At 69.3% G+C, this 23,847-nt stretch carries 22 protein-coding genes; 9 read left to right on the forward strand and 13 right to left on the reverse strand.

The features are described from left to right. Nucleotides 1–118: 118 nt before the first annotated feature. Entirely contained in the window at nucleotides 119–1,816 is a 1,698-nt protein-coding gene (betA, locus tag LR393_RS12130; protein WP_231483954.1) for a choline dehydrogenase, read from the reverse strand. A gap of 116 nt (nucleotides 1,817–1,932) precedes the next feature. On the opposite strand from betA, the gene LR393_RS12135 reads away from it, so the two are divergent. Together LR393_RS12135 and LR393_RS12140 are read left to right on the forward strand one after the other, a co-directional pair. Further along, nucleotides 1,933–3,444, forward strand: a complete 1,512-nt coding sequence (locus LR393_RS12135; protein ID WP_231483955.1) for an aldehyde dehydrogenase family protein — start codon at nucleotides 1,933–1,935, stop codon at nucleotides 3,442–3,444. Between the two features lie 139 nt (nucleotides 3,445–3,583). Then, nucleotides 3,584–4,177 (forward strand): DUF805 domain-containing protein, encoded by a 594-nt coding sequence (locus LR393_RS12140; RefSeq protein ID WP_231483956.1) that lies wholly within the window; start codon nucleotides 3,584–3,586, stop codon nucleotides 4,175–4,177. 92 nt (nucleotides 4,178–4,269) lie between these two features. Here LR393_RS12140 and LR393_RS12145 read toward each other — a convergent pair whose 3' ends face one another. Further along, on the reverse strand, nucleotides 4,270–4,428 hold the full coding sequence (locus LR393_RS12145) for a hypothetical protein (protein ID WP_231483957.1): 159 nt from the start codon (nucleotides 4,426–4,428) through the stop codon (nucleotides 4,270–4,272). A 108-nt stretch (nucleotides 4,429–4,536) separates the two neighbouring features. Next, nucleotides 4,537–5,322 carry an IclR family transcriptional regulator gene (locus LR393_RS12150; RefSeq protein WP_231483958.1) on the reverse strand — a complete coding sequence of 262 codons (786 nt, stop codon included), beginning with the start codon at nucleotides 5,320–5,322 and terminating at the stop codon, nucleotides 4,537–4,539. A gap of 157 nt (nucleotides 5,323–5,479) precedes the next feature. On the opposite strand from LR393_RS12150, the gene LR393_RS12155 reads away from it, so the two are divergent. The 3 genes from LR393_RS12155 (at nucleotide 5,480) to LR393_RS12165 (ending at nucleotide 8,320) form a co-directional block, all read left to right on the forward strand. Then, the gene (locus tag LR393_RS12155) at nucleotides 5,480–5,815 is read left to right on the forward strand and encodes a bifunctional 3-phenylpropionate/cinnamic acid dioxygenase ferredoxin subunit (protein WP_345718857.1); all 336 of its coding nucleotides are present in this window, start codon (nucleotides 5,480–5,482) and stop codon (nucleotides 5,813–5,815) included. A 26-nt stretch (nucleotides 5,816–5,841) separates the two neighbouring features. Further along, nucleotides 5,842–7,068 carry an NAD(P)/FAD-dependent oxidoreductase gene (locus LR393_RS12160; protein WP_231483960.1) on the forward strand — a complete coding sequence of 409 codons (1,227 nt, stop codon included), beginning with the start codon at nucleotides 5,842–5,844 and terminating at the stop codon, nucleotides 7,066–7,068. 130 nt (nucleotides 7,069–7,198) lie between these two features. Further along, nucleotides 7,199–8,320: an aromatic ring-hydroxylating oxygenase subunit alpha gene (locus tag LR393_RS12165; RefSeq protein ID WP_231483961.1), complete on the forward strand. Its 1,122-nt coding sequence runs from the start codon at nucleotides 7,199–7,201 to the stop codon at nucleotides 8,318–8,320. 394 nt (nucleotides 8,321–8,714) lie between these two features. Here LR393_RS12165 and LR393_RS35245 read toward each other — a convergent pair whose 3' ends face one another. Beyond that, the gene (locus LR393_RS35245; RefSeq protein ID WP_331282938.1) at nucleotides 8,715–11,033 is read right to left on the reverse strand and encodes an ABC transporter ATP-binding protein; all 2,319 of its coding nucleotides are present in this window, start codon (nucleotides 11,031–11,033) and stop codon (nucleotides 8,715–8,717) included. Between the two features lie 346 nt (nucleotides 11,034–11,379). Between LR393_RS35245 and LR393_RS12180 the strand changes: the two genes are divergently transcribed. Beyond that, nucleotides 11,380–12,411: a Gfo/Idh/MocA family protein gene (locus tag LR393_RS12180; protein WP_345718856.1), complete on the forward strand. Its 1,032-nt coding sequence runs from the start codon at nucleotides 11,380–11,382 to the stop codon at nucleotides 12,409–12,411. 30 nt (nucleotides 12,412–12,441) lie between these two features. Further along, the gene (locus LR393_RS12185) at nucleotides 12,442–12,984 is read left to right on the forward strand and encodes a GNAT family N-acetyltransferase (protein ID WP_231483963.1); all 543 of its coding nucleotides are present in this window, start codon (nucleotides 12,442–12,444) and stop codon (nucleotides 12,982–12,984) included. Here the strand turns inward: LR393_RS12185 and hutI are convergent. The 4 genes from hutI to hutU form a co-directional block, all read right to left on the reverse strand. Next, nucleotides 12,975–14,168 (reverse strand): imidazolonepropionase, encoded by a 1,194-nt coding sequence (gene hutI, locus LR393_RS12190; protein ID WP_231483964.1) that lies wholly within the window; start codon nucleotides 14,166–14,168, stop codon nucleotides 12,975–12,977. The genes LR393_RS12185 and hutI overlap by 10 nt on opposite strands. Before the next feature lie 11 nt (nucleotides 14,169–14,179). Next, the gene (locus tag LR393_RS12195) at nucleotides 14,180–15,499 is read right to left on the reverse strand and encodes a formimidoylglutamate deiminase (protein WP_231483965.1); all 1,320 of its coding nucleotides are present in this window, start codon (nucleotides 15,497–15,499) and stop codon (nucleotides 14,180–14,182) included. Further along, complete coding sequence (locus tag LR393_RS12200; protein WP_231483966.1) at nucleotides 15,496–16,695, reverse strand: allantoate amidohydrolase; 1,200 nt, start codon at nucleotides 16,693–16,695, stop codon at nucleotides 15,496–15,498. Before LR393_RS12200 ends, LR393_RS12195 begins: the two co-directional genes overlap by 4 nt. Before the next feature lie 142 nt (nucleotides 16,696–16,837). Next, nucleotides 16,838–18,502, reverse strand: a complete 1,665-nt coding sequence (gene hutU / locus LR393_RS12205) for a urocanate hydratase (RefSeq protein WP_345718855.1) — start codon at nucleotides 18,500–18,502, stop codon at nucleotides 16,838–16,840. A gap of 130 nt (nucleotides 18,503–18,632) precedes the next feature. Between hutU and LR393_RS12210 the strand changes: the two genes are divergently transcribed. After that, on the forward strand, nucleotides 18,633–19,409 hold the full coding sequence (locus tag LR393_RS12210) for an IclR family transcriptional regulator (RefSeq protein WP_231483968.1): 777 nt from the start codon (nucleotides 18,633–18,635) through the stop codon (nucleotides 19,407–19,409). Here LR393_RS12210 and LR393_RS12215 read toward each other — a convergent pair. Next, nucleotides 19,375–19,881: a VanZ family protein gene (locus tag LR393_RS12215; protein ID WP_231483969.1), complete on the reverse strand. Its 507-nt coding sequence runs from the start codon at nucleotides 19,879–19,881 to the stop codon at nucleotides 19,375–19,377. The genes LR393_RS12210 and LR393_RS12215 overlap by 35 nt on opposite strands. A gap of 159 nt (nucleotides 19,882–20,040) precedes the next feature. On the opposite strand from LR393_RS12215, the gene LR393_RS12220 reads away from it, so the two are divergent. After that, nucleotides 20,041–20,217: a hypothetical protein gene (locus LR393_RS12220; protein WP_231483970.1), complete on the forward strand. Its 177-nt coding sequence runs from the start codon at nucleotides 20,041–20,043 to the stop codon at nucleotides 20,215–20,217. 69 nt (nucleotides 20,218–20,286) lie between these two features. Here the strand turns inward: LR393_RS12220 and LR393_RS12225 are convergent, their stop codons facing one another. From LR393_RS12225 to LR393_RS12240, 4 genes are all read right to left on the reverse strand, one after another. Next, a complete protein-coding gene (locus LR393_RS12225; RefSeq protein WP_231483971.1) occupies nucleotides 20,287–21,207 on the reverse strand; it encodes an ABC transporter substrate-binding protein in 921 nt (306 codons plus the stop codon). A gap of 144 nt (nucleotides 21,208–21,351) precedes the next feature. After that, nucleotides 21,352–22,089 carry an ABC transporter permease gene (locus LR393_RS12230; RefSeq protein ID WP_231483972.1) on the reverse strand — a complete coding sequence of 246 codons (738 nt, stop codon included), beginning with the start codon at nucleotides 22,087–22,089 and terminating at the stop codon, nucleotides 21,352–21,354. After that, on the reverse strand, nucleotides 22,086–22,733 hold the full coding sequence (locus LR393_RS12235; RefSeq protein WP_231483973.1) for an ABC transporter permease: 648 nt from the start codon (nucleotides 22,731–22,733) through the stop codon (nucleotides 22,086–22,088). The genes LR393_RS12230 and LR393_RS12235 overlap by 4 nt, the downstream gene beginning before the upstream one ends. After that, entirely contained in the window at nucleotides 22,730–23,845 is a 1,116-nt protein-coding gene (locus LR393_RS12240) for an ABC transporter ATP-binding protein (RefSeq protein WP_231483974.1), read from the reverse strand. The genes LR393_RS12235 and LR393_RS12240 overlap by 4 nt, the downstream gene beginning before the upstream one ends. Between the last annotated feature and the right edge of the window lie 2 nt (nucleotides 23,846–23,847).

Consider the following 23,847-nt stretch of genomic DNA (forward strand, 5'->3'; position numbering starts at 1 on the left):
GCGCTTTGCGTATCGTGCGGTGCGAGGGTGGCCCGGTGGGGCGGCTTGCGCCGAACGGTTTTCGGGCCGCCGGTTGAAGGCGGATCGAGAAGCGTTGAAGGAGGGCGTCGCGGCTTTCCTAAGCCGACTGCTCGCTACTCACGACGTGCCGATAGAACGGCACCGGCTGCGCTTCCAGAGGCGTGTTTCCACCGATCAGGTCGGCCGCCTTCTCCGCGAGCATGATGACCGGCGCGTAGATGTTTCCGTTGGTGACGTAGGGCATGACCGAGGCGTCGGCGACGCGCAGGCCGGGAACTCCGTGAACGCCCATCGTGAGGGGATCGACGACGGCGAGGTCGTCGGTGCCCATCTTCGCCGTGCAGGACGGGTGGTAGGCCGTCTCGGCGTCGCGGGCGACCCAGTCCAGGATCTCCTCGTCGGTGCTCACTTCGGGGCCGGGGGAGATCTCCCCGTCGCTGAAGTCGGCGAAGGCGGGCTGGGCGAGGATCTCGCGCGCCACGTGGATCGCCTCGACCCACTCCCGCCGGTCCTGTTCGGTGGAGAGGTAGTTGAAGGTCATGGCCGGGGCCCGGCGCGGATCGGTGCTGGTGATCTTCACGCTGCCCCGGGCGTCGGAGTACATCGGGCCGATGTGCACCTGGTAGCCGTGGTCGGCCGCCGGGGAGCTGCCGTCGTAGCGCACGGCCACCGGCAGGAAGTGGAACATCAGGTTGGGGTAGCCGACGTCGTCGTTGCTGCGGGCGAACCCGCCGCCCTCGAAGTGGTTCGTGGAGGCCGGGCCGGTCTTGCGCAGCAGCCACTCCAGGCCGATCGCCGGGCGGCGCCACAGCTTGAGCGAGGGGTTCAGTGACACCGGCTGCTTGCAGGCGTGCTGCACGTAGACCTCGAGGTGGTCCTGAAGGTTCTCGCCCACCCCGGGCAGGTCGGCCACCACGTCGATACCGAGCTTGCCCAGTTCGGCCGCGTTCCCGATGCCGGACAGCTGCAGCAGCTGCGGGGTGTTGATCGCACCGCCGGCCAGGACGACCTCACCGGCCTCCACCCGCTGCGGGCCCGATCCGACCCGCCCGAGAGGCCCACCGAACGGAAGGGATCGTGTGTACTCCACCCCGACCGCGCGTCCATCCTTGAAGATCACCCGGTGGACCAGCGAAAGCGTTCTCACCGTCAGGTTTTTCCGGATCTTCCGGACCGGGTGCACGTAGGCGCGGGCGGCCGACAGCCGCCGGCCGTTGCGGATCGTGCGGTCGAACTCGTGGAAACCCTCTTGCTGGTAGCCGTTCACGTCGTCCGTGAGCGGGTGGCCGGCCTGCTGCACGGCCTCGAAGAACGCCGAGAACAACGGGTTCGTGGCCGGGCCGCGCTCCAGTTCCAGGGGGCCGTCACCGCCACGCCACTCGTCCGCCCCGGTCAGGCAGTTCTCCATTTTCTTGAAATACGGTAGACAATGCGCGTAATCCCAGGACTGCATGCCCGGGTCCGCGCCCCACCGCTCGAAGTCCAGGGGGTTGCCGCGCTGGAAGATCATGCCGTTGATGCTCGACGAACCACCGAGCACCTTCCCCCGGCCGTGCGAGACCCGCCGCCCGTGCATGAAGGGTTCGGGTTCGCTCTGGTACCGCCAGTCGTAGAGCGGATTCCCGATCACCATGGTCAGGGCCGCGGGCATGTGGATCAGCAGGTCCCAGGCGAAGTCGGATCTGCCGGCCTCCAGTACCAGCACGCTGGTGGAGGGGTCTTCGCTCAGCCGGTTCGCCAGTACACACCCGGCCGAACCACCGCCGACGATGACGTAGTCGTACCGCTCGACCATGCCTGTCCTCCTGATGACCGGGGCGGGCAAACCGCCTACCATCGTTGCGTCATACGCACTGCGTTCCAGACAATGCAACGGCCACAGTGAATCATCACGATTGGTGAGGGGTCTAGATGTCATCCGCGGCTACTCAGCTCGCAGTCTCCCTCGACGGCACGCCCACGGTGCCCGGCACGCTCTACATCGGTGGGCAGTGGCGCTCCGCGTCCGGGCATCGCGCGGTGCTGAATCCCGCTGATGCCAGAGAGATAGGCCAGGTGGACGAGGCCTCGGCCGCCGATGTGGAGGCCGCCGTCGCCGCCGCGCGGGCGGCCTTCGACGCGGGGGAGTGGAGCTCGACCTCGCCGGCAGAACGCAGCGCGATTCTCGGGAGGGTCGCCGATCTACTACAGGCCAACCGGGCCCAGATCGCTCGCATCGAGACGCTTGACACCGGAAAAACCTTGCGCGAGAGCGAGATAGATGTCGATGACGTGACATCTGTGTTTCGTTATTACGCGGCGCTGGCTCTCGGCGAGCCGGGCCGGCTGGTCGACGCGGGCAACCCCGCCGTCATCAGCCGGGTCGTGTACGAGCCGGTCGGGGTCTGCGCGCTGATCGGTCCGTGGAACTATCCGTTGTTGCAGATCTCCTGGAAGATTGCCCCCGCTCTCGCGGCCGGCTGCACCGCGGTGCTCAAACCCAGCGAGGTCACGCCCCTCACCACGATCGTGCTGGTGGGACTGCTGGAAGACGCGGGGGTGCCTGCGGGGGTGGTGAACCTGCTGCTCGGGTCGGGTGCGGTGGCGGGCGCGGGTCTCGTCGAGAGCGAGGATGTCGACCTGGTCTCGTTCACCGGCGGGCTGAACACCGGGCGCTCGATCATGCGCACGGCGGCGGACACGGTGAAGAAGGTCGCGCTCGAGCTGGGCGGCAAGAACCCGCACATCGTCTTCGCCGACGCCGACCGGGAGGCCGCTCTCGACGCCGCCCTGACCGGCGTCTTCCTGCACGCCGGGCAGGTCTGCTCGGCCGGCACCCGGCTGATCCTCGAAGACAGCATCCACGACGACTTCGTCGCCGAGCTGGTGCGCCGGGCTGAGCTGATCCGCATCGGTGACGGTCTCTCCGAGGAGACCGAGATGCCGCCGCTGGTCTCCGCCCAGCACCTGGCCAAGGTGGAGGACCACGTGCGGATCGGTCTGGAGGAGGGCGCCAAGCTGCTCACCGGCGGTGCCCGGCTCTCCGACGACCAGACGGGGTACTTCTACCGGCCAACCGTTTTCGTCAACTGCACGGGCGTGATGCGGATCGTGCAGGAAGAGACCTTCGGGCCCATCGTCACCGTCGAGCGCTTCAGCAGTGAGGACGAGGCGGTCCGCCTGGGCAACGACACCCGGTACGGGCTGGCCGGGGGCGTCTGGACCTCGGACCGGGGCAAGGCCCACCGCGTGTCCCGGCGGCTGCGGCACGGCACGATCTGGATCAACGACTTCGGGCCGTACCTGCCGCAGGCCGAGTGGGGCGGTTTCAAGCTGTCCGGCACCGGGCGTGAGCTGGGCCCCTCCGGGCTGGCGGAGTACCGCGAGGCCAAGCACGTCTACGAGAACACCGAGCCGGCGGCGCAGCACTGGTTCTCCGGCTGACCACGAATTCCCGCGCCGCGCTGCAACGCTGATCCATCGGGTGACGTCGGGGTGTTGGTGCTGGTCGACGGGCTGCTAGGTTCGCGCGACCCTGACCGCCAGCACCACCCCTTGACCGCCGACATCATGGAGAGCCCGCGTGTCGATTCAGGAAGCCGTGAGAACGGTTCTGACCCAGAAGTACGCCACCTTCGAAGGCCGGGCCCGGCGGTCGGAGTACTGGTGGTGGTACCTCGCCTACTCGATCGGCTTCATCGCGGCCCTGATCGTTGCCGGAATTCTCTACGCGATCCTTCCGGCCACTGCCGGCGAGGCGTTGTTCGGCCTGATCTACTTGGCGATGATCTTCGGGTTCATCGTCCCGAACCTGGCGGTCACCGTCCGGCGCCTGCACGACACCGGCCGTTCCGGCTGGTGGTTCCTGGTCTCGGCCGTCCCGTTCGTCGGTCCTCTGGTGGTGCTGGTCTTCACGGTGCTCGACAGCCAGCCCGGCTCCAACCAGTACGGTCCCAACCCCAAGGGCATTGAGGGGGGCTTCGGCGGGCAGGGTTACGGCCAGCCGCAGGCTTACGGGCAGCAGGATTACGGCCAGCAGCAGAACTACGGCCAGCAGCAGAACTACGGCCAGCAGCAGAACTACGGGCAGCAGCAGCCCGGGTATGGCCAGCAGCCTGGCCAGAGCGAGCAGGGTCAGCAGGGGTACGGCCAGCAGCCCCCTTACGGCCAGGGCTAACCCGCCCACCCCTTCGTGATCATGCAAAATGTCCCCGGAGTTCTAGAACTGCCGATGGCGGTGTTCTAGAACGCTGAAAACACTTTGCATGATCACGGCAAGGTCGGATGGGGCAGCTGACAGCGGCCGCCACCGACCTCGTCCTCAATTTCAAATATCAAGGCGCCGCTCCCCATCACGGGGAGCGGCGCCTTGATATTTTCCCGAAACCAGCTGGCGACGATTCGGGCAAAAATGATCTTGCTGATCAACGGGACTGGCGCTCCTCGTCTTCACGAGTGCAGGACAGCGAGGCGGGCAGCAACGGCTACGGCTGTATTTCTGCCGGATGGCCGATCGCGAATTTCCCCGTAACTTTCTCAGTCGCCGTAATATCCGAGGCGTGAACTGATCTCGTCCGCCCCACTGATCAGTCTCCCGGCCACCGCCTCGAACCGGTCCGGGGTCAGGCGGAACGACGGGCCGGACGCACTGACGGCCGCGATCACCCGTCCTCCGCCGTCCCGCACGGGTGCGGCGACCGCTGTGAGACCGATCTCCAGCTCCTCGTTCGTCGAGGCCCAGCCCTTCTCCGCCACCTCGTGCAGCTCGCTGAGCAGCTCGTCGGGGTTGCTGAAGGTGTTCGGGGTGAGGTGATCCAGATCTCTCGTCAGGGCGTGCTTGCGCACGGCCTCGTCGCAGAAGGCCAGCAGCACCTTCCCGCTCGAGGTGGCGTGCAGCGGCGTGCGCCGCCCGATCCAGTTGCGGGTCATCACCGAGGCGTCGCCGTACTCCTGGAGCACGTTGACGGCCGACGTGTCATCCATGATCGCGATGTTGACGGTCTCACCGAGCTCGTGAGCCAGCTGTTCGCAGACGTCACGCCCTTCGCGGCTGACCTCGAGCTGGCCGGTCGTGGCCGAGGCCAGGCGAAGAATGCCCAGGCCCAGGCGGTATTTGCCGCGGTCACCGATCTGTTGCACCAGGTCACGGCGCTCCAGGGCGGTCACCAGCCGGAACGCCGTGGACTTGTGCACCGCGAGCTCGGCGGCCAGCTCGGTCACGCCGAGCTCGCCTCTTCTGGCCAGTAGATCGAGCACCATCAGCGCCCGGTCGACAGACTGCACCTGTGAGGCGTCGCCTCCGGCGCGGGTCGTCTCCCCCATGAACGAAACCATAGCTCCCCACCAGTAACCCCGTTATGTCTTGACGCGCGGCATCCGTGGGCCGCACGCTGTTGCATATCGCACTTCGCGTTGTGCAAGGCGCAACAAATGCAGCGAGAAATTCCTCCAGTCCTTCCGTCTTGAGATGAGGCGTGCCGTGATTCGGGTCTGTGCGGTCGGGGAGATCCCCGAGGGTGAAGCGGTTCGGGTCGAGAGTGGTCCGGACGGCGTCCCGGTAGCGGTGTTCAACGTGGGCGGCAGCTATTACGCCATCGACGACACCTGCTCACACCAGGATGCCTCGCTCGCCGAAGGTTATGTCGAGGAGGAGGACTGTGCGGTCGAGTGCCCGCTGCACGCCACCTGCTTCGATCTGCGTACGGGGCAACCCGGTGGGCCGCCGGCCCGGGTCCCGGTGCGCACGCACACCGTAGTGATCGAGAACGGCGATGTGCACGTGGCGCTGTCGCAGGCCACCGCCCAGGTTGCCTAGGCCGGACGCGAGCAGGAGCAGGATTGATGACGACGGAACAGACCGCCGGCACCATGCACGTGGTCGCGGTGGTCGGGACCGGCCTGGCCGGGCTGTCCTCGGCGCGGGCGCTGCGGGAACTCGGCTTCACCGGCCGGATCGTGCTGATCGGTGACGAGAAGCACGACCCGTACGACCGGCCGCCCCTGTCCAAGGCCTTCCTGGCCGGTGAGTGGGACCCGGCGAAGATCGCGCTGGGCCTGCCCACCGACGCCGGGCTCGACCTGGATTGGCGTCTCGGGGAACGGGCCGTCGGCCTGCGCCCCGAGGGGGCGGGCTGGGTGGTCGAACTTGAGCACGGTGAGGGAGTGCCCGCCGACGGCGTGGTGATCGCCACCGGGGCGCGGGCCCGGAAGCTTCCCGGTCAGGTGCTGGCGGGGGTGCACACACTGCGCACTCTCGACGACGCCCTGGCCCTGAAGGCTGAGCTGGTTCCCGGGGCTCGCCTGGTGATCGTCGGCGGCGGATTCATCGGCGCCGAGATTGCCTCCACCGCAGTTACCCTCGGGATCGACACGACCGTGGTCGAGATGGCCCCGGCGTTGCTGGCCGGTCCGCTCGGTGATGCCGCGGGGGCTGCGATGGCCCGGATCCACGAGGCGCACGGCGTGAAAGTCCTGACGGGTGTCGGTGTATCCGGTCTGACGGGCGAATCGGGTCGGGTCGCCGGAGTGTCTCTGGCCGACGGGCAATCACTGCTTGCGGACGTCGTTGTCGTCGGGATCGGTTCGGTTCCGAACACGGAGTGGCTGGCGGGGACGGGTCTGACCGGCCCCGAGGGAGATCTCGCCGGAGGCGTGCTGACCGAGGAAGACGGTCGCACCGCCCTTCCCGGTGTCGTCGCGACCGGCGACTGCACTGCCACGCACCATCCCTTTGCCGGCCGCGTGACCCGCCAGGAACACTGGACGCACGCCGCGCAGCACCCGGCGCAGGCTGTGGCCGTCCTGATCGGTGCCCCGGCGCCGGTCGTGGCCCCGGCGATGCGGGTGCCCTACGTCTGGTCCGAGCAGTACGGCAAGCACTTCCAGTTCGCCGGTCATCATCAGCCGGGTGACGAGGCGGAGCTGGTGGACGGCGATCTCGATGATCTGACCGACCCCGCCTTCACGGTCGTCTACCGGCGTGAGGGCGAGCCGGTCGGGGTGTTCGGCGTGGGCCGGCCCAAGGTGTTCGGCCGCTGGAGAAGAGAACTGGCCAAGCGACTTTCGTAGTCACCAGGTGAGTACCGCGTTGTGATCGCGGGGAAACAAACTCCCGTGATGATGTTTCATGCCACCACTCCGCCTGTCGTTTATGGCATTTCGGCGGATTCTGCGCGGAAATTGTTGATAGGAGCTCAACATGACCAGTGTCAGTTTGCCGCCGAGCCTGGTGGCGACCCTGCCGGGGAGCATCTACGCCGACCCGGGCGTGTTCGCGCAGGAGCAGGAGAAGATCTTCGAGCGGATGTGGTTCGCGGCCGCGCGGTCCAGCGATCTGGCCGAGACCGGCAAGTTCGTCACCAAGCAGGTCGGCCGCGAGAACGTCGTCATCGTGCGGGGCCGCGACAAGCAGCTGCGGGCCTTCCTCAACGTCTGCCGTCACCGCGGGGCCAGGCTCTGCACCCAGGAAGAGGGTCAGCTGCGCCGCAACATCCAGTGCATGTACCACGCCTGGACCTACGGCCTGGACGGCAAACTCGTCGCCGCCCCCAACCTGACCAAGATGCAGGACATCGACCGCGGCGAGTACGGCCTGATCAACGTCGCGCTGCGCGAGTGGCTCGGCTACGTCTGGGTCTGCCTGGCCGACGAGCCCCCGTCGTTCGAGACCGACGTCATCGCCGCGGCTGACGAAAGGCTCGGCGGCGAAGGGGTGATCGGCGGCTGGCAGGTGGACGAGCTGGCCGTGGGCAAGCGCATCACGTACGACGTGAAGGCCAACTGGAAGCTCATCATCGAGAACTTCATGGAGTGCTACCACTGCGCCACGATCCACCCCGAGCTCACCGAGATGCTGCCCGAGTTCGCCGGTGGATACGCGGCCCAGGCCTTCGTCGGTCACGGGGCCGAGTTCCGTGACGATGCCCAGGCCTTCACCATCGACGGGGCCGGCGGGCACGAGCGCATCCCGGGTGTCGACGAGGACCACGACCGTCGCTACTACGCCATCACCGTGCGCCCGCAGGTGTTCATCAACCTGGTGCCCGACCACGTCATCTTCCACCGCATGTTCCCGATGGCCGTCGACCGCACCATCGTCGAGTGCGACTGGCTCTACCTGCCCGGCGTCGTCGAGTCCGGCGCCGACCTGACCCGCTCGGTCGAGCTCTTCGACCGTGTCAACCGCCAGGACTTCGAGGCCTGCGAGGTCACCCAGCCGGGCATGTCCAGCCGGGCCTACCGGGCCGGCGGAGTACTGGTGCCGAGTGAGCACCACATCGCCGAGTTCCACGAGTGGGTCCAGACCCGGCTCCTGGGCTGACGTCCGCCTCCTGTTCGTGATCAGGCAATACCCTCGATGATCATGAATGCGGGGGAATTCTTTCGCGGGTAATGTCTCTCGCCTGGTCCCACTCCGGCGCCCGGCGGGGGAGCGGGGGCGTCTCGCGGCCCCTGGGGGCTGGGGGATTGCCTGGTCACGAAGAATGGGAGTGGGGTGCTTCGTGACGGTGACCGGTCGGAGGCCGTCTCCCGGACGGGTGGACCACCTCGCCCGACGTCCGGTGGCCGGCGGCCTTGTCGGCCGACAGTCATCCCCGAGACCACACGGGCCCGCGCACCCAGAAGGAAGCCCGGCCTCGGGGTCCGGAATTGGCGTCGTGTCACCGCTCTCGAGTACTTGGCGCTGGTCCGCGCGCCCGGGAGGGAGACCGGTTTCAGGCTCCGGAATCGGCTGTTGCTCCGCCGGTCTCGAGCACCCGGCCGTCGGTGAGCTGGAAGCCGTCGGCGGTGCGGGCTTCGACGAGGCCCCCGCCGAACTGCTGCTCGTACAGCCGGGCGTAGGCGCCGTCGAGATCCAGAAGGGTCTCGTGGGTGCCCTTCTCGACCACGCGGCCGGCGTCCATCACGAAGATGACGTCGGCCGAGCGGATCGTGCTCAGCCGGTGGGCGATCGCGATGGTGGTGCGGCCGGTCATCAGGGGCTCCAGGGCGGCCTGCACCCGGCGCTCGCTGAGGGTGTCGAGCGCGCTCGTGGCCTCGTCGAGCACGAGCACCCGCGGATCTTTCAGCAGCACCCGGGCAATGGCCAGCCGCTGTTTCTCGCCGCCGGACAACCGGTATCCCCGCTCACCCACCACCGTGTCGTAGCCGTTCTCCAGCTCGAGGATGCGCTCGTGGATGAACGCCGCCTCGGCCGCCGCGACCACCTCGTCGTGCGTGGCCTCCGGCCGGGCGTAGGCCAGGTTGTCGCGCACCGTGGCGTGGAACAGGTACGTCTCCTGCGTGACCATGCCGATCGCCCCGGCCAGCGACTCGAGTGACAGCGTGCGCACGTCGTGGCCGTCGAGCCGCACCGCTCCCGACGTGACGTCGTACAGCCGGGGGATCAGATAGCTCAGCGTGGTCTTGCCCGCCCCGCTGGCCCCGACGATCGCGGCCAGCTGCCCCGGCTGCACGGTGAGATCGAGCCCCCGCAACGCCCAGCGCCGCCCGTCCGAGGTGTCCGCCTCCGCACCCTCGGGCGAGTCGGGCACCGTGCTGTGCGCGATGGGAAACATGGTGTCGGGTGGGCCGTCCCGATGCTGAACCGGTACCGACCCGGTTCCGGTGTCGGCCGAGCTGCTTCCGACGGAACCGTTTCCGGACGAGCCGATGCCGGCCGAGCCGTTTCCGGCCGAGCCGTTTCCGGACGAGCCGTTTCCGGACGAGCCGATGCCAGCCGAGCCGATGCCGGCCGGACCGGTTCGAGACGCCTGACCCGAGCCCGCACCCGAGCGTTCGCCAGTTGCCTCGTCTTCAAGTAGTTCTGTGGAATCCTCGCCCACCCCGTAACTGAACCAGACATCGTCCAGGCGGATCTCGCCGCGGATCTGCTCGGGGTTCAGGCGGGTGGGTGAGTCGGGCTCGACGATCTCGGGCCGCAGGTCGAGGTAGCCGAAGACCCGGGCGAACAGGGCCAGGCTGCTCGACACCTCGGTGCTCGTCTGCAGCACCTGGCCGATCGGCATGAACAACCGCGACTGGAGCGTGGTGAAGGCGATGATCGTGCCGGCGCTCGGGCCGCTGCCGCCGGACAGCTGCAGCCCGGCCACCAGGTAGACCAGCACCGGGGTGATCGAGAAGAACGTGGACACCACCGCGAAGAACGCCCGGCCCACGATCTGCTGCCGCACCTGAAGAGCGGCCAGCTTCTCGTTCTGCCGGTGGTAGCGGTCGGCGTCGCGGTCCTGCCGGCCGAAGACCTTCGACAGCAGCACCCCGGAGACCGACAGCGACTCCTGCGTGATGGCGCTCATCTCGGCCAGGGCGGACTGCGTCTCCCCGGTGATCTGACGGCGGATCCGACCCACCCGGCCGGTCAGCCAGATGAACAGCGGCATCATCACCAGCGACAGCAGGGTGAGCTGCCAGGACAGCACGAACATCGCGATCAGCGTGGAGATCAGGATGACGCTGTTGCTGAGCAGCGTGCTCGCGGTGTCGGTGATGACGGTCTGCAGGCCACCGACGTCGTTCTGCAGACGGCTCTGGATCTCGCCGGTGCGGGTGCCGGTGAAGAACCGCAGCGACAGGCTCTGCAGATGGCTGAACAGGCTTCCGCGCAGGTCGCGCATGATCTGCTGACCGACATAGTTGGTCTGGTAGGCCTGCACCACACCGAGGATGCTGGCCGCGGCGGGAATCGCGATCATGATCGCGCACAGCGTGACCAGCAGCGGCACGTCGGGCCCGCCCGACACGAACAGTGCCTTGTCGAAGACCTCGCGGATCAGCAGCGGGTTGGCCACCCCGAGCCCGGCCGTGAACAGGATCAGCCCGGCCACCATCAGCACCCGCCGGCGGTAGGGCCGGAACAGAGCCACCACGCGGCGCAGCAACGGCCGGTCGGCCGCGGCCGCGCGCAGGCCGGCGGCCGCCTCGGAGACCGTGGCCCCCGGGTGGCGGCCGGCGTGACCCTGGCCCCGCACACCCCCGCCCGACGGGCCCCGGCCCTCCCGGCTGCCCGAACCCGCAGATCGTTCGCTGCTGCTCACGCCGCCCCTCTCCGATCTGACGGATGCCGGATGAACCGTCGGGGCGACCGTACCCGGCACCCCCGACAATTCGCGCGCCGGACTGTCCCGGTGCCCTCGCCGCCAACGTCCACCCGCACTCGTCCCTTCCGGTGTTCACCACCAGCCGAAGCGGCCCCGACAGGACTGCCGCGACGTGTACACCTCGTACACCTGGTACCAGGTGTACGAGGTGTACACGTCGCGCACCCTCCGCCCACGGGTCGGGGCGCCGGCCTCCCCGGAAAATGGCCGACCCGGCGTCCGGATCGAGCCCCGCTCGGCGTGTCCGGGCCCGGCTGCATACGATCGACCCGTGACGGATGACGTGAAGATCGGTCTGGTCGGTTTCGGCTTCGGCGGGAAGTACTTCCACGCCCCCTTGCTCGCCGCCGCGCCGGGTGTGCAGTTCGCCGGCGTGGTCACGAAGTCGCCGGAACGCCAGGCGGAGGTCGCACAGCTCTACCCGGGCGTGCCCACCTTCGACTCGCTGGCCGACCTCAAGGCGGCGGGCGCGCAGGCCGTCGCCATCTCGACCCCGGCAGCCACCCACATCCCCCTGGTGCACGAGGCCATCGGGCTGGGTCTGGCCGTGGTCTCGGACAAGCCCTTCGCCCTCGACGCCGCCGATGCCCGCGGCGCCGTCGAGGCGGCCGAGCAGGCCGGTGTGAAGCTGTCGGTCTACCAGAACCGCCGCTGGGACGCCGACCTGCTCACGGTCAAGAAGCTGGTCGAGGCCGGCGAGCTGGGCACGGTGTTCCGGTTCGAGTCCCGGTTCGAGCGCTTCGACCCGACCGGCCGGCCCCCGGCGGCCGGTGGCGGCATCCTGCTCGACTTCGGCAGCCACCTCGTCGACCAGGCGCTGTACCTGTTCGGCCCCGCGGACTCGGTCTACGCCGAGCTGGACACCACCAGCCCCGACGAGCTGGAGTCCCGGGTCTTCGTCGCGATCACGCACACCAACGGCGTGATCTCGCACCTGATCGGCAACTGGCTGGAGGGGGCCCCGGGCCCGCGCTACCGGGTCAGCGGCTCGACCGGATCGTTCGTGCTGGAGACGCCGATGGAGGGCCAGGAGGCTCTCCTGCTCAAGGGCCTCAACCCGGCGACCGCCGGCGACGACTGGGGCGTGGAGCCGGAGAGCGGCTGGGGCAAGATCTACCGCGGTGACGACGGCACCCCGGTCCCGACCGAGCGCGGCAGCTGGGACACCTACTACCCGGCCTTCGCCGCCGCGGTGCGGGGCGAGGGCGAGGTCCCGGTCGACCCGCGCGACGCCATCGCCTCCCTGGAGGTGCTCGACGCGGCCCGCCGCAGTGCGGCTACCGGGCAGATCGTGTCCCTCGGGGCGGCCGGATGACCACGGCCTCCGCGTCGTACCCTGACCCCCGTGAGTTCACCTGGTACCAGCGGAGTGACGGTCCGGATCGTGCGGGAGGAAGACGCCGAGCCGTTCGCCCGGGTCATCTCCCAGAACCGGGACTTCCTCCAGCCGTGGGAGCCCATCCGGGGCGAGGAGTACTTCACCGTCGAGGGCCAGCGCCGCATACTCGATGATTCCCTCCTCCTCTACTCGGGCGGGATCCTGCTGCCCTGCACCATCATCGAGAAGGGTGAGGTGGTGGGGCGGATCAATATCAACAACATCATCCGGGGCGCCCTGCAGTCCGGCGACATCGGCTACTGGGTGGCCGAGTCGGCGGGCGGCCGGGGCGTGGCCACGGCCGCCGTCGCCGGTGTGATGCGGATCGCCTTCGACACCCTGGGCCTGCACCGGCTCGCGGCCAGCACGCTGGTGAGCAACGAGCGGTCGCAGCGGGTGCTGGAGAAGAACGGGTTCGAGCGCATCGGGATGGCCCCGAAGTTCCTGAAGATCAACGGAAACTGGTCCGACTCGATCCTCTTCCAGCGGCTGAACGAGGCCTACGACTGAAAGGCCCGGGCCAGCGGCACCCCCGGCCGGTAGGCCAGGTGCACGTACGACGGGGCGTCGATCACGGCCAGGTCGGCCCGGGCACCCACCCGGATCCGGCCGATGTCGCTGCGCCGCAGGGCGATCGCCCCACCCCGCGTGGCCGCCCAGAGTGCTTGCGCCGGGCTCATGTTCATCTCCCGCACGGCCAGCGCGATCACCAGGGGCAGGGACGAGGTGAAGCAGCTGCCCGGGTTGCAGTCACTGGCCAGCGCGACCACGGCCCCGGCGTCCAGCAGCCGCCGCGCGTCCGGGTAGGGCGAGCGGGTGGAGAACTCGACCCCCGGCAGGAGGGTGGCAACCGTTCCGGAGACCGGGTTCTCCTGGTCGATCCGCTGCCCGGCCGCCCCCAGCGCGGCCACGTCTTCATCCGTCAGGTGCGTGCAGTGGTCCACGCTCGCGGCATCCAGCTCCACCGCGATCTGCGCACCCGGCCCCTCGGAGAGCTGGTTGCCGTGCACGCGCAGCTCCAGACCGGCTGCCGCACAAGCTTTCAGCACCGTCCGGGTCTCGTCGCCGTCGAACGCGTAGGCGCTCGCCGGTTCGCAGAACACGTCGGCCCAGCGGGCGTGCGGGGCGCACGCCTCGAGCATCTCGCCGGCCACCAGCCGCACGTAGTCGTCCCGCCGGTCGCGCATCAAAGGGGGGACGACGTGCGCACCCAAGTAGGTCACCTCAGTGGTCACCTGGGCGGCGATGCGCAGGGCCCGGGCCTCCTGCTCGACGTCGAGCCCGTAACCGCTCTTGATCTCGACCGTCGTGGTGCCCTGTGAACGCATCTCCGCCAGAAGGGCTTTCGCATGGTTCAGTAGCTCTTCGTCGCTCGCCGCGCGGGTCGCGGCCATCGTGGTCGCAATGCCCCCGCCGGTGTACGGCTCGCCCGTCATCCGGGCGGCGAACTCACCCGCCCGGTCGCCGGCGAAGACAAGATGCGAGTGGGAGTCGACGAAACCGGGAACGACGGTGCGACCGGTCAGGTCGGTCACCCGGTCGGTGGCCGGGGCCTGCGCGGCCTGGCCCACCCAGGCGATGTGGTCGTCCTCCAGAACGATCGCGGCGTTCTCGAGCAGGCCCAGCTCCGAACCGTCGCCGATCGCGGGGTCGTTCGTGACGAGCTGGCCGATTCCGGTGACCAGGTGGCTCACGGGGTTTCCCTTCAGTCCGAAAGTGTTGCGAGAGCTGTCTGCAGGAGCGCCCCGACGTCGCCGAGCCGGTGCCGGCCGGCACTCACCACGACCTCGCCGCCCACGATCACCGTGTCCACGTCGGGTGCGGTGGCGCTGAGGGCCACCTGGTCCGGGCGGGTCCCGGCCGTACGCACCGAGTCCAGACGCACGGCGATCAGGTCGGCGGGGGAACCGGTCTCCAGGCGCCCCAGTTCGGGCCAGCCCAGGCTGCGGTGCCCGTCGCCGGTCAGCGCGGTGAGCAGCGCGGCGGGGGAGAAGCGGCCCCGGGCCCGGGTGGCGAGCCGTTCGTGCATCTCCAGCCCGCGCGCCTCCTCGAACAGGTCGATCACGGCGTGCTGGTCGCTGCCCAGCGTGATCGTCGCCCCGGCGTCGGCCAGGGCCCGCGCCGGGCCGATCCCGTCGGCCAGGTCGCGTTCAGTGGTGGGGCAGAAGCAGGCGTACGTGCCGCTCAGGTCGGTGATGTCGGTGGCGGTCAGGTGGGTGGCGTGAATCAGGGACGTCCGCGGCCCCAGAACGCCGGCCCGCTTCAGTAACGCGGTGGGCGTCAGACCGTGGTGGGCCCGGCAGGCCTCGTTCTCCGCCGGCTGCTCCGAGAGGTGTACGTGCAGTGGAAGGCCGTCCTGGCGGGTGAAGGCGGCCACGGAGCCCAGCTGGTCGGCGGGCACCGCGCGCACCGAGTGGATCGCCGCGCCGACCCGCAGACCGGAGGAGGGCTTGAGGCCGGACACCCGCGAGGCCCAGGCGTCCGCCGTCCCGTCGCCGAACCGGCGCTGCACCCCGTCCAGCGGCGTGTAGCCGTCGGCCGTGAGACCGCCGGTCAGATAGCAGGTGTCGAGCAGGGTGAGGCGGATCCCGGCCTCGGCCGCGGCCTGGCGCAGGGCCTCACCCATGGTGTTCGGATCGGCGTAGGGCCGGCCGTCGCGGTCGTGATGCAGGTAGTGGAACTCGCCCACGGTGGTGATGCCGGCCAGTGCCATCTCCGCATAGACCGCCCGGGCCAGGGCGAGGTAGGAGTCCGGGTCAAGCCGGCGGGCGATGTCGTACATCACCGTGCGCCAGGTCCAGAACGACCCGCCGTCGGCATGGGTGCGACCCCGCAGCGCCCGGTGGAAGGCGTGCGAGTGGGCATTGGCCAGTCCGGGCAGAAGGACGCCCGGGAGCCTCTGGTCGGTCGGCTCCGGCCGGACTCCCTCCCGGACCGAGGTGATCAGGCCGCCGGTGACGCAGACCTGCACATCGTCGGCAATGCCCGAGGGCAGCCAGGCGTGGGGCGCCCAGTAGGAGGTCACGAGGCCAGCTCCCGCAGCACGGTGGTCAGCGCCTCGACCCCCGCGACGCAGTCCGCCTCCTCGGCGAACTCGGCCGGGGAGTGCGAGATCCCGGTCGGATTACGGACGAACAGCATGCCGGTGGTGACGCCCGCCGTGGCCAGGATGCCGGCGTCGTGCCCGGCGCCGGTGCCCAGGAGGGGCGCACCGCCCAGGACCCGACTCAGGCGGTCGGCCAGTGACGAATCGAAAGCCGTGTTCCCCGTCCATGATTCCTCGGTGACCGTCGCCCCGAGTTCCTGGGCCGCAGCGGTGAGATCACGCAGCACGCCCTGCACGCTGCTCTCCGAGGGTGCCCGGGCATCGAGCCAGGCCCGCACCAGCGAGGGGATGGCATTCACGCCGTTGGGCTCGACGAGCAGTTTGCCGAAGGTCGCGACGGCCTCGTGCGCTCCGGCGAACGTCCGCGCCGCTAGCACGGTCGAAGCATAGTCGAGCATCGGGTCGTGCCGATCGGCCAGCCGCGTCGTACCGGCGTGGTTGGCCTCGCCCGCGAAGTCGAAACGCCAGCGCCCGTGCGGCCAGATCGCCGTCCCCACACCGATCTGCGCGTCCCCGTACTCCTCGGTCGCCAGCGCCCGGCCCTGTTCCACGTGCAGCTCGACGAAGGCGCCGATGCGGTGCAGGGTCTCGTCGTCGCGCCCGAGGTGCCGGGGGTCCTGGCCGGCGCTGCGCATGGCCTCGGGGATCGAGGTGCCGTCGCCGTCCCGCAGACCCGCGGCCCGGTCGGCCGACATCGCCCCGGTGATCAGTCGCGAACCGGCGCAGGCGACCCCGAACCGGGCGCCCTCCTCGTCCACAAAATTGACTACACCCAGAGGTTTTCCGGGCTGGAAACCCTCGGCCTTCAAAGCTTCCACGGCCGCCAGGGCGCTCACCACGCCGAGTGGCCCGTCGAAGGCCCCACCGTCCGGCACCGAGTCCAGGTGGCTGCCGGTGACGATGCCCGGCGCCGAGTCCGGATCTCCCCACCACGCCCACTGGTTCCCGGCCCGGTCCACGGTGAGATCCATCCCGAGAGCAGCGGTCTCACCGGCGAACCACTCACGCAGAAGAGTGTCCTCGGCAGTCCAGGCAAACCGCCGGTACCCACCGGACGAGGCCCGTCCGATGGGCTCCAGCTCGGCCCACCGCCGCCCGAATCCCCTCGTGATCATGCAATTCCCCAGCCTTCGGCCGGGAGGTGCCCCCACCTCCGGAGCCGGTTTGCCTGATCACGAACGAGGTAGAGGGCGCCCAGTGCGGCGTGGAGCGGGCCCCGCGGGGTGGGGAGGTTGCCTCGCGTGGTGTTGAGGGCGCTCACGCGCTCTCGCCCTCGCGCATCGGCACCCGCACGCCCCGCTCGTCGGCCACCCGCTCCGCGATGTCGTAACCCGCGTCCACGTGCCGGATCACACCCATGCCCGGGTCGTTCGTGAGCACGCGCTCGAGCTTCTGGGCGGCCAGCGGCGTGCCGTCGGCGACCGTGACCTGGCCGGCGTGCAGGGAACGGCCGATGCCGACCCCGCCACCGTGGTGGATCGAGACCCAGGTGGCCCCGGAGGAGGCGTTGACCAGGGCGTTCAGCAGCGGCCAGTCGGCGATCGCATCGGAACCGTCGGCCATTGCCTCGGTCTCGCGGTAGGGGGAGGCCACGCTGCCGGAGTCCAGGTGGTCGCGGCCGATGACCAGCGGCGCGCTGATCTCGCCGGAGGCGACCAGCTCGTTGAAGCGCAGCCCGGCCTTGTCCCGCTCGCCGTAGCCCAGCCAGCAGATGCGCGCGGGCAGGCCCTGGAAGGCGACCTTGTCCTGCGCGGCGCGGATCCACTTCTGCAGGTGGTCGTTCTCCGGGAAGAGCTCCATGACGGCCTTGTCCGTCACGTGGATGTCGCGCGGGTCGCCGGACAGCGCGGCCCAGCGGAACGGCCCCTTGCCCTCGCTGAACAGCGGCCGGATGTAGGCGGGCACGAAGCCCGGGAAGGCGAAGGCCCGGTCGAATCCACCCTGGCGGGCCTCGTCACGGATCGAGTTGCCGTAGTCGAAGACCTCGGCGCCGGCGTCCAGAAAGCCCACCATGGCCTCGACGTGCCTGGCCATCGACGCGCGGGCCCGGTCGGTGAACTCCTCCGGCTTGGCCGCGGCATAGTCGTGCCAGTCACCCAGCTCGACGCCCTCGGGCAGGTACGACAGCGGGTCGTGCGCGGAGGTCTGGTCGGTGACGATGTCGATCTCCACACCGCGGCGCAGGAGCTCGGGGAAGACGGTGGCGCAGTTGCCGACCAGCCCGACGGACAACGGCTTTCGGGCTGCCTTGGCAGCGAGCACGCGCTGCACGGCGTCATCGAGGTCGGAAGCGATCTCGTCCAGGTACCGGGTCTCGACCCGACGACGCAAACGGGAGGCGTCCACGTCCACAATCAGACACACGCCGTCGTTCAGGGTGACCGAAAGGGGCTGCGCGCCACCCATTCCACCCGCACCGCCGGTGAGCGTGAGAGTGCCGGCCAGGGTGCCGTTGAAGCGTTTGGCCGCCACCGCGGCGAAGGTCTCGTAGGTGCCCTGCAAGATGCCCTGGGTACCGATGTAGATCCACGAACCGGCCGTCATCTGGCCGTACATGGTCAGGCCGAGCTTCTCCAGGCGGCGAAACTCGGGCCAGGTGGACCAGTCGCCGACCAGGTTGGAGTTGGCGATCAGCACGCGCGGCGCCCACTCGTGGGTGCGCATCACGCCGACCGGCCGGCCGGACTGGACGAGCATGGTCTCGTCCTCGCGCAGCGTGGTCAGCGTGCGCACCATCGCGTCGAAGCTCTTCCAGTCCCGGGCCGCCTTACCGGTGCCGCCGTAGACGACCAGGTCGTCGGGGCGCTCGGCGACGTCCGGGTCGAGATTGTTCTGCAGCATCCGAAGCGGGGCCTCGGTCTGCCAGCTGCGGGCGGTCAGGGTGGTGCCGTGGGGCGCCTTAACCGGACGCGGCCCGGAAATCGAGGAGGTCATGCCTCTTATTGGACCGCTGCCCGGCGCCGGGTAACAGGACCGCCACGGTGATCGTGTCTCGGATACGAGACACTGAAGCCGTGCCGAAACACGCGTCCACCATTCGGGGAAGGTTTGCATGATCACGGGACAGGTGCCGGCGGCGGCGCGGGCCCTGGCCGTGCTCCGGGTGCTCGCGCGGGCTCCCGGCCCGCTGCCCGCCGGTGCCCTGGCCCGGGAGCTCGAGCTGCCCCGCAGCACCGTGTACCACCTGCTCACGGCCATGATCGAGCAGGGCTTCGTGACCCATCTGCCGGAGGAGCGGCGTTACGGGCTGGGAATCGCGGCGTTCGAGATCGGTTCGGCCTACACCCGGCAGGAGCCGTTGCAGCGGCTGTCCCGGCTGATCCTGACCCGGCTGGTCGACGCGGTCGGGCACACGGCCCACCTGGGCGTACTGCACGGGCGCGAGGTGCTCTACCTGATCGAGGAACGTGCTCCCGGCCGGCCGCCGCTGGTCACCGATGTCGGCGTGCGGCTGCCCAGTGAGCGCACCGCCAGTGGCCGGGCCATGCTCGCGGCGCTGCCCGCCGCTCAGGTGCGGGCCCTGTTCCCGGGGCGGGAGCCGGCCCAGAGCCCGACCCAGCTGCGCCGGCTGCTCACCGGGGTGCGGCGTGCCGGTTACGCCGAGGAGGTGGACGAGGTCACTCCCGGCTTCTCGTCGGTGGCGGTCGCCGTGCTCGACCACACCGGGTACCCGGCGGCCGCGGTGGCGGTCACCTGCCCCAGCGGCACGCTGGACGACGATGTACGCACGAGGTTGGTCACCTCGGTGACCGCGGCCGCCCAGGCACTGGAGCGCCGGTTGCACGGCGGGCGCCTCACGCCGGCTGATCGCCCCGATTCAGCACCGTGATGCCCACGACCACGCCGATGATGACGCCGAGGGTGCCCGCGATCCAGTCGCTGCCCCGGCACGCCCCGGCGCCGGAGTAGGCCTGCCAGGCCTCGATCCCGGCGGTGAAGGCGGAAAGCGCGAGCAGGCTGATGATCGGCCGGCGGGTGGTCAGGGTCAGCAGCAGGCCGGGGAGCACGAACAGCAGCACGTCCACGTACTGCAGCCCCTGGAGGGTGAACCAGGTTTTCGGGGTGAAGCAGCTGGTGATGCGCTCGGTCAGGAACTGGGCGTCGCTCAGTTGCCCCCAACCCTGCGACGGCGGCACTGTCACGGCCACGACCACGGCCATGATCACGAGGAAGGCCAGGTTCAGGGCGGTGGCCCGGGCTCGGACCCGGGGTGCCATCAAGGCGACGACCAGCAGCAGAAGCAGCGCCACCAGGGTCACCGTGACGTCCTGCTGATCGAACAAGGCCCGTACCTGGTCCATGCGACTCCCGTTCGTCCGTAGGTCGCCGCCCATCCTGCCGGTCAGAGGTGAAGATCAGGTGCAATTGATCAAGTGCGGACCTGGGACGCATGAGGCGTCAACAATGTCCATGGCTCTTGACGCTGGAAACTTAGGTCAGCCTCACCTAATGTCTTGGGTATGGGCGTGAAGAAGGCGAAGAAGAAGTGCTGCAAGGACAAGCCCCGGTGCAAGACCTGCCCGGTCGTGCTCAAGCGGCTGTCCGACGCGGGCTTCGCCACGCGCATCGATCTACGGACGTACGACTTCGACGGCAAGCCCCCGAAGAAGGCCGTGGCGGAGGCCCGCTCGCGCTGAGCCCTCACCAAACGACAGAAGTGCCCGTCCCCGCGCTCGGCGGTGGGCGGGCACTTCCGCGTCAGGTGACTAGCTGAGGCCGTTGCTGGAGAGGAACTCCTTGGCGACGTCGGCCGGCTCCTTCTGGTCGAGGTTGACCTCGCCCATCATCGAGGTGAGATTCTCGGTGGTGAGCTTGGCCGAGACGGCGTTCAGCGCGGCGGACACCGCGTCGCTCGCCTTCTCCTTGTTGATGATCGGCACCACGTTCTGGGCCGCGAACTGGTTCTCCGGGTCTTCCAGCGTGACCCAGCCGTTCTCGGTGATGGTCGGGTCGGTGCTGAACACGTCGGCCGCGTCGACCGTGCCGTTCTTCAGCGCGGCGACGGTGAGCGGGCCACCGGCGTCCAGGGACTTGAACTCCTTGAACTCCACGCCGTAGTTCTTCTTGAAGCCGGGCACGCCGGTCGGGCGGGTCTTCCACTCCGGCGGGCCGCCGAGCACGAGGTTCTTGCCCTTCATGTCACCGATCGACTTCAGGCTGTACTTCGCGGCGGTCTCCTTGGTGACCGTCACGACGTCCTTGTCCTCGGCCGTGGACTGGTCGAGGACCGTCAGGCCCTCGGGCAGCGCGGCGGGCAGGGCGGCGTAGACCTCGTCGGAGCTGACGGCCGTGGCCTTGTTGTCGAGGTACGAGAGCAGGTTGCCCGAGTACTCCGGGAGCAGGTCGATCGAGCCGTCTTCGAGGCCCGGGATGTAGGCCTCGCGGGAGCCGATGTTGAGCTTCTTGGAGACCTTCACACCCTTCGCCTCGAGGGCGCCGGCGTAGATCTCCGCCAGCAGCACGTTCTCCGGGAAGTTGGCCGAGCCGACGGTGATGCTGTCGCCGGACGAGCCCGAGCCGCTGTCGCTGGTCGAGGTGTCGAGCGGGTCGCTACCCCCGCCGCACGCGGTCAGCGCCAGCGAGGAGACAAGGGCCGCCGTAGCGAACATCATGCTGCGTCGTTTCATCAGTGCACTCCTGTGGGGATGTTGTGGGACCGCGGTGAACAGCATCTCGTTCGCCACCGACAGTCTTGGTTGGTCGTGAAGGCGCGCGGGTCTCAACTCGGCAACAGTCGGGCCGCAACCCCGCGCAGATCCCGCTTTAGGGGGTCAAACGGAAACACTCGACTCGGCGGCGACCACGTCGGCGCTCGCGGCCGGCAGGGCGTAGCGGCCGGTGATGCCGCGCGACACCACGTATCGCTGGATGACCGCCATCACCAGGTCGAGCGCCACCGCGAGCAGGCCCACCAGCACGGCGCCGCCGGCCATCTGGGCGTAGTCGCGCTGGGACAGGCCGTCGATCATGAACCGGCCCAGACCGCCGAGCGTGACGTAGGCGGCGATCGTGGCGGTGGCGACGATCTGCAGCAGCGAGCTGCGGATGCCGGAGATGATCAGGGGCAGCGCGTTCGGCACCTCCACCCGCCAGAGCACCTGCATCCCGGTCATGCCCATGCCCCGGGCCGCGTCGCGCGCGGCCGGGTCGACGTTCTGCACACCGGCGTAGGTGTTCGACAGCACCGCCGGCACGCCCAGCACCACCAGGACGAACAGGGCGGGGCCGAGGTAGATCCAGTCGGTGGGCAGGTTCCCGGAGTAGGCGATGACCAGGTAGAGCAGCAGGCCGAAGGTGGGCAGGGCCCGCAGTGCGTTGGCGACACCCGCGATGGCCACACCGCCCTTGCCGGTGTGCCCGATGTACAGACCCAGCGGGATCCCGATGATCAGGACGAACACCAGAGCACCGAACGAGTACTCCAGGTGCTGGACGAGCCGGTGGGTGATGCCGTCGGGCCCGGACCAGTTCGCACCGTCACCGAGCCAGCTGAAGACACTGCTGATCATCGCTTTGCCACCGCCCGCTGCCACGGGGTCAGCACGCGGCTGCCCAGCACGATCAATGCGTCCAGAACCAGGGCCAGCGCCAGGCAGAGCAGGATGCCGAGCAGGGTGATCCCGGGGATGTACCGGCTGAAGCCCTCGGTGAAGAGCGAGCCGAGCTGGGGCACGCCGATCAGGGCGCCCACCGAGACCAGGCTGACGTTGGACACCGTGGCCACCCGCAGGCCGGCCGTGATGACGGGCACCGCGATCGGCAGGTCGACCCGCAGGAAGCGGCCGATGCCGGAGAAGCCCATGGCCGTGGCGGCGGCCCGGATGTCCGGGGCCACCGAGTTGAGACCGTCCGCGACCACCCGCACCAGCAGCGCCAGGCTGTAGACGGTCAGCGCGACCACCATGTTGACCGGCGACAGGATCTTCGTGCCGAGGATCGAGGGCATCAGGATGAACAACGCCAGCGACGGGATCGTGTAGAGCAGCCCGGCCAGGTTGGTGATGGGCGGGTAGGTCCAGCGGTAGCGGCTCGCCACCCAGCCGATCGGCAGGGCGATGATCAGGCCGATCACCACCGGCAGCACCGACATCCACAGGTGCGTGAAGAACCAGGACGAGACGTTGTCCGGGTTGTTCTTCAGGTAGTTGATCATCCGTCGCTCCCGTTGCGCCGGCCGGCCAGCTGGGACTCGATGCGCTGCACCACCTCGCTCGCCGTCACGGTACCCACCAGGGCGCCGTTGTCGTCGATGAGCACCCCGCGGCCGGCGGGCGAGGAGAGCGCGGCGTCGAGTGCCCCGCGCAGGGAGCCGGACACCGGGGCCAGGGTGCCGCCGCGGTGCAGCAGCTCCGGCGTCACCTGCTTGCCCTCGGCCAGGGCGGCGGCGCGCACCCAGCCCAGGGGCCGGCGGGCGTCGTCGACGGCGAGCGACCAGCCGTCGCGGGCGGCCCGGCCCACGGCCGCTGCGTCGTCGCCCAGCTTGACCGTCTGCTCGGTGTCGGGGTCAAGCTGGCCGGACTCGAAACCCAGTGCCCGGTAACCACGGTCGCGACCCACGAAACCGGCGACGAAGTCGTCCACCGGGTCGGTCAGCAAGGTCGCGGGCGAGGCCAGCTGGGCCAGCGTGCCACCGACCTTGAGCACGGCGACCTGGTCGCCGAGCTTCACCGCCTCGTCGATGTCGTGCGTGACGAAGATGATGGTCTTGCCGAGTTCCGACTGCAAGCGCAGGAATTCGTCTTGCAGCTCGGCGCGCACCACCGGGTCGACGGCGCTGAACGGCTCGTCCATGAGCATCACGGGCGGGTCGGCGGCCAGGGCCCGGGCCACGCCCACGCGTTGCTGCTGGCCGCCGGAAAGTTGTGCGGGGTAACGCTTCGCGAAAGACGCGGGCAGTCCGACGCGCTCCATCAGCTCGATCGCCTGGCTGCGCGCCTTCTTCTTGTCCCGGCCGAGCAGCAGTGGCACGGTGGCCACGTTGTCGACGATCGTGCGGTGAGGGAACAGGCCGGCGTGCTGGATCACGTAGCCGATGCCCCGGCGCAGCGTGCTCGCGTCGACCTTTCCGGTGTCCTGGTCGTCCAGCCAGATCGTGCCCGAGGTGGGCTCGATCATCCGGTTGATCATGCGCAGCGAGGTGGTCTTGCCGCAGCCGGAGGGGCCGACGAACACCGTGATCTTTCCCGAGGGCGCCACGAGATCGAGCCCGTTCACGGCCACGGTTCCGTCCGGGTACTTCTTCACCACGGATTCAAACTTGATCATGC

Origin of the sequence: Kineosporia mesophila (assembly GCF_021129235.1) — a bacterium.
Taxonomy (GTDB): domain Bacteria; phylum Actinomycetota; class Actinomycetes; order Actinomycetales; family Kineosporiaceae; genus Kineosporia; species Kineosporia mesophila.

Excerpts from the sequence above, each read along its gene's own strand:
- LR393_RS12210 (WP_231483968.1), top strand. The coding sequence starts at position 18,633 with ATGATCACGGGACAGGTGCCGGCGGCGGCGCGGGCCCTGGCCGTGCTC.
- LR393_RS12150 (WP_231483958.1), bottom strand. The coding sequence starts at position 5,322 with ATGGGGGAGACGACCCGCGCCGGAGGCGACGCCTCACAGGTGCAGTCT.
- LR393_RS12225 (WP_231483971.1), bottom strand. The coding sequence starts at position 21,207 with ATGAAACGACGCAGCATGATGTTCGCTACGGCGGCCCTTGTCTCCTCG.
- LR393_RS12235 (WP_231483973.1), bottom strand. The coding sequence starts at position 22,733 with ATGATCAACTACCTGAAGAACAACCCGGACAACGTCTCGTCCTGGTTC.
- LR393_RS12215 (WP_231483969.1), bottom strand. The coding sequence starts at position 19,881 with ATGGACCAGGTACGGGCCTTGTTCGATCAGCAGGACGTCACGGTGACC.
- betA (WP_231483954.1), bottom strand. The coding sequence starts at position 1,816 with ATGGTCGAGCGGTACGACTACGTCATCGTCGGCGGTGGTTCGGCCGGG.
- LR393_RS12200 (WP_231483966.1), bottom strand. The coding sequence starts at position 16,695 with ATGATCACGAGGGGATTCGGGCGGCGGTGGGCCGAGCTGGAGCCCATC.
- LR393_RS12230 (WP_231483972.1), bottom strand. The coding sequence starts at position 22,089 with ATGATCAGCAGTGTCTTCAGCTGGCTCGGTGACGGTGCGAACTGGTCC.
- LR393_RS12240 (WP_231483974.1), bottom strand. The coding sequence starts at position 23,845 with ATGATCAAGTTTGAATCCGTGGTGAAGAAGTACCCGGACGGAACCGTG.
- LR393_RS12160 (WP_231483960.1), top strand. The coding sequence starts at position 5,842 with ATGACGACGGAACAGACCGCCGGCACCATGCACGTGGTCGCGGTGGTC.
- LR393_RS12165 (WP_231483961.1), top strand. The coding sequence starts at position 7,199 with ATGACCAGTGTCAGTTTGCCGCCGAGCCTGGTGGCGACCCTGCCGGGG.
- LR393_RS12220 (WP_231483970.1), top strand. The coding sequence starts at position 20,041 with ATGGGCGTGAAGAAGGCGAAGAAGAAGTGCTGCAAGGACAAGCCCCGG.
- LR393_RS12135 (WP_231483955.1), top strand. The coding sequence starts at position 1,933 with ATGTCATCCGCGGCTACTCAGCTCGCAGTCTCCCTCGACGGCACGCCC.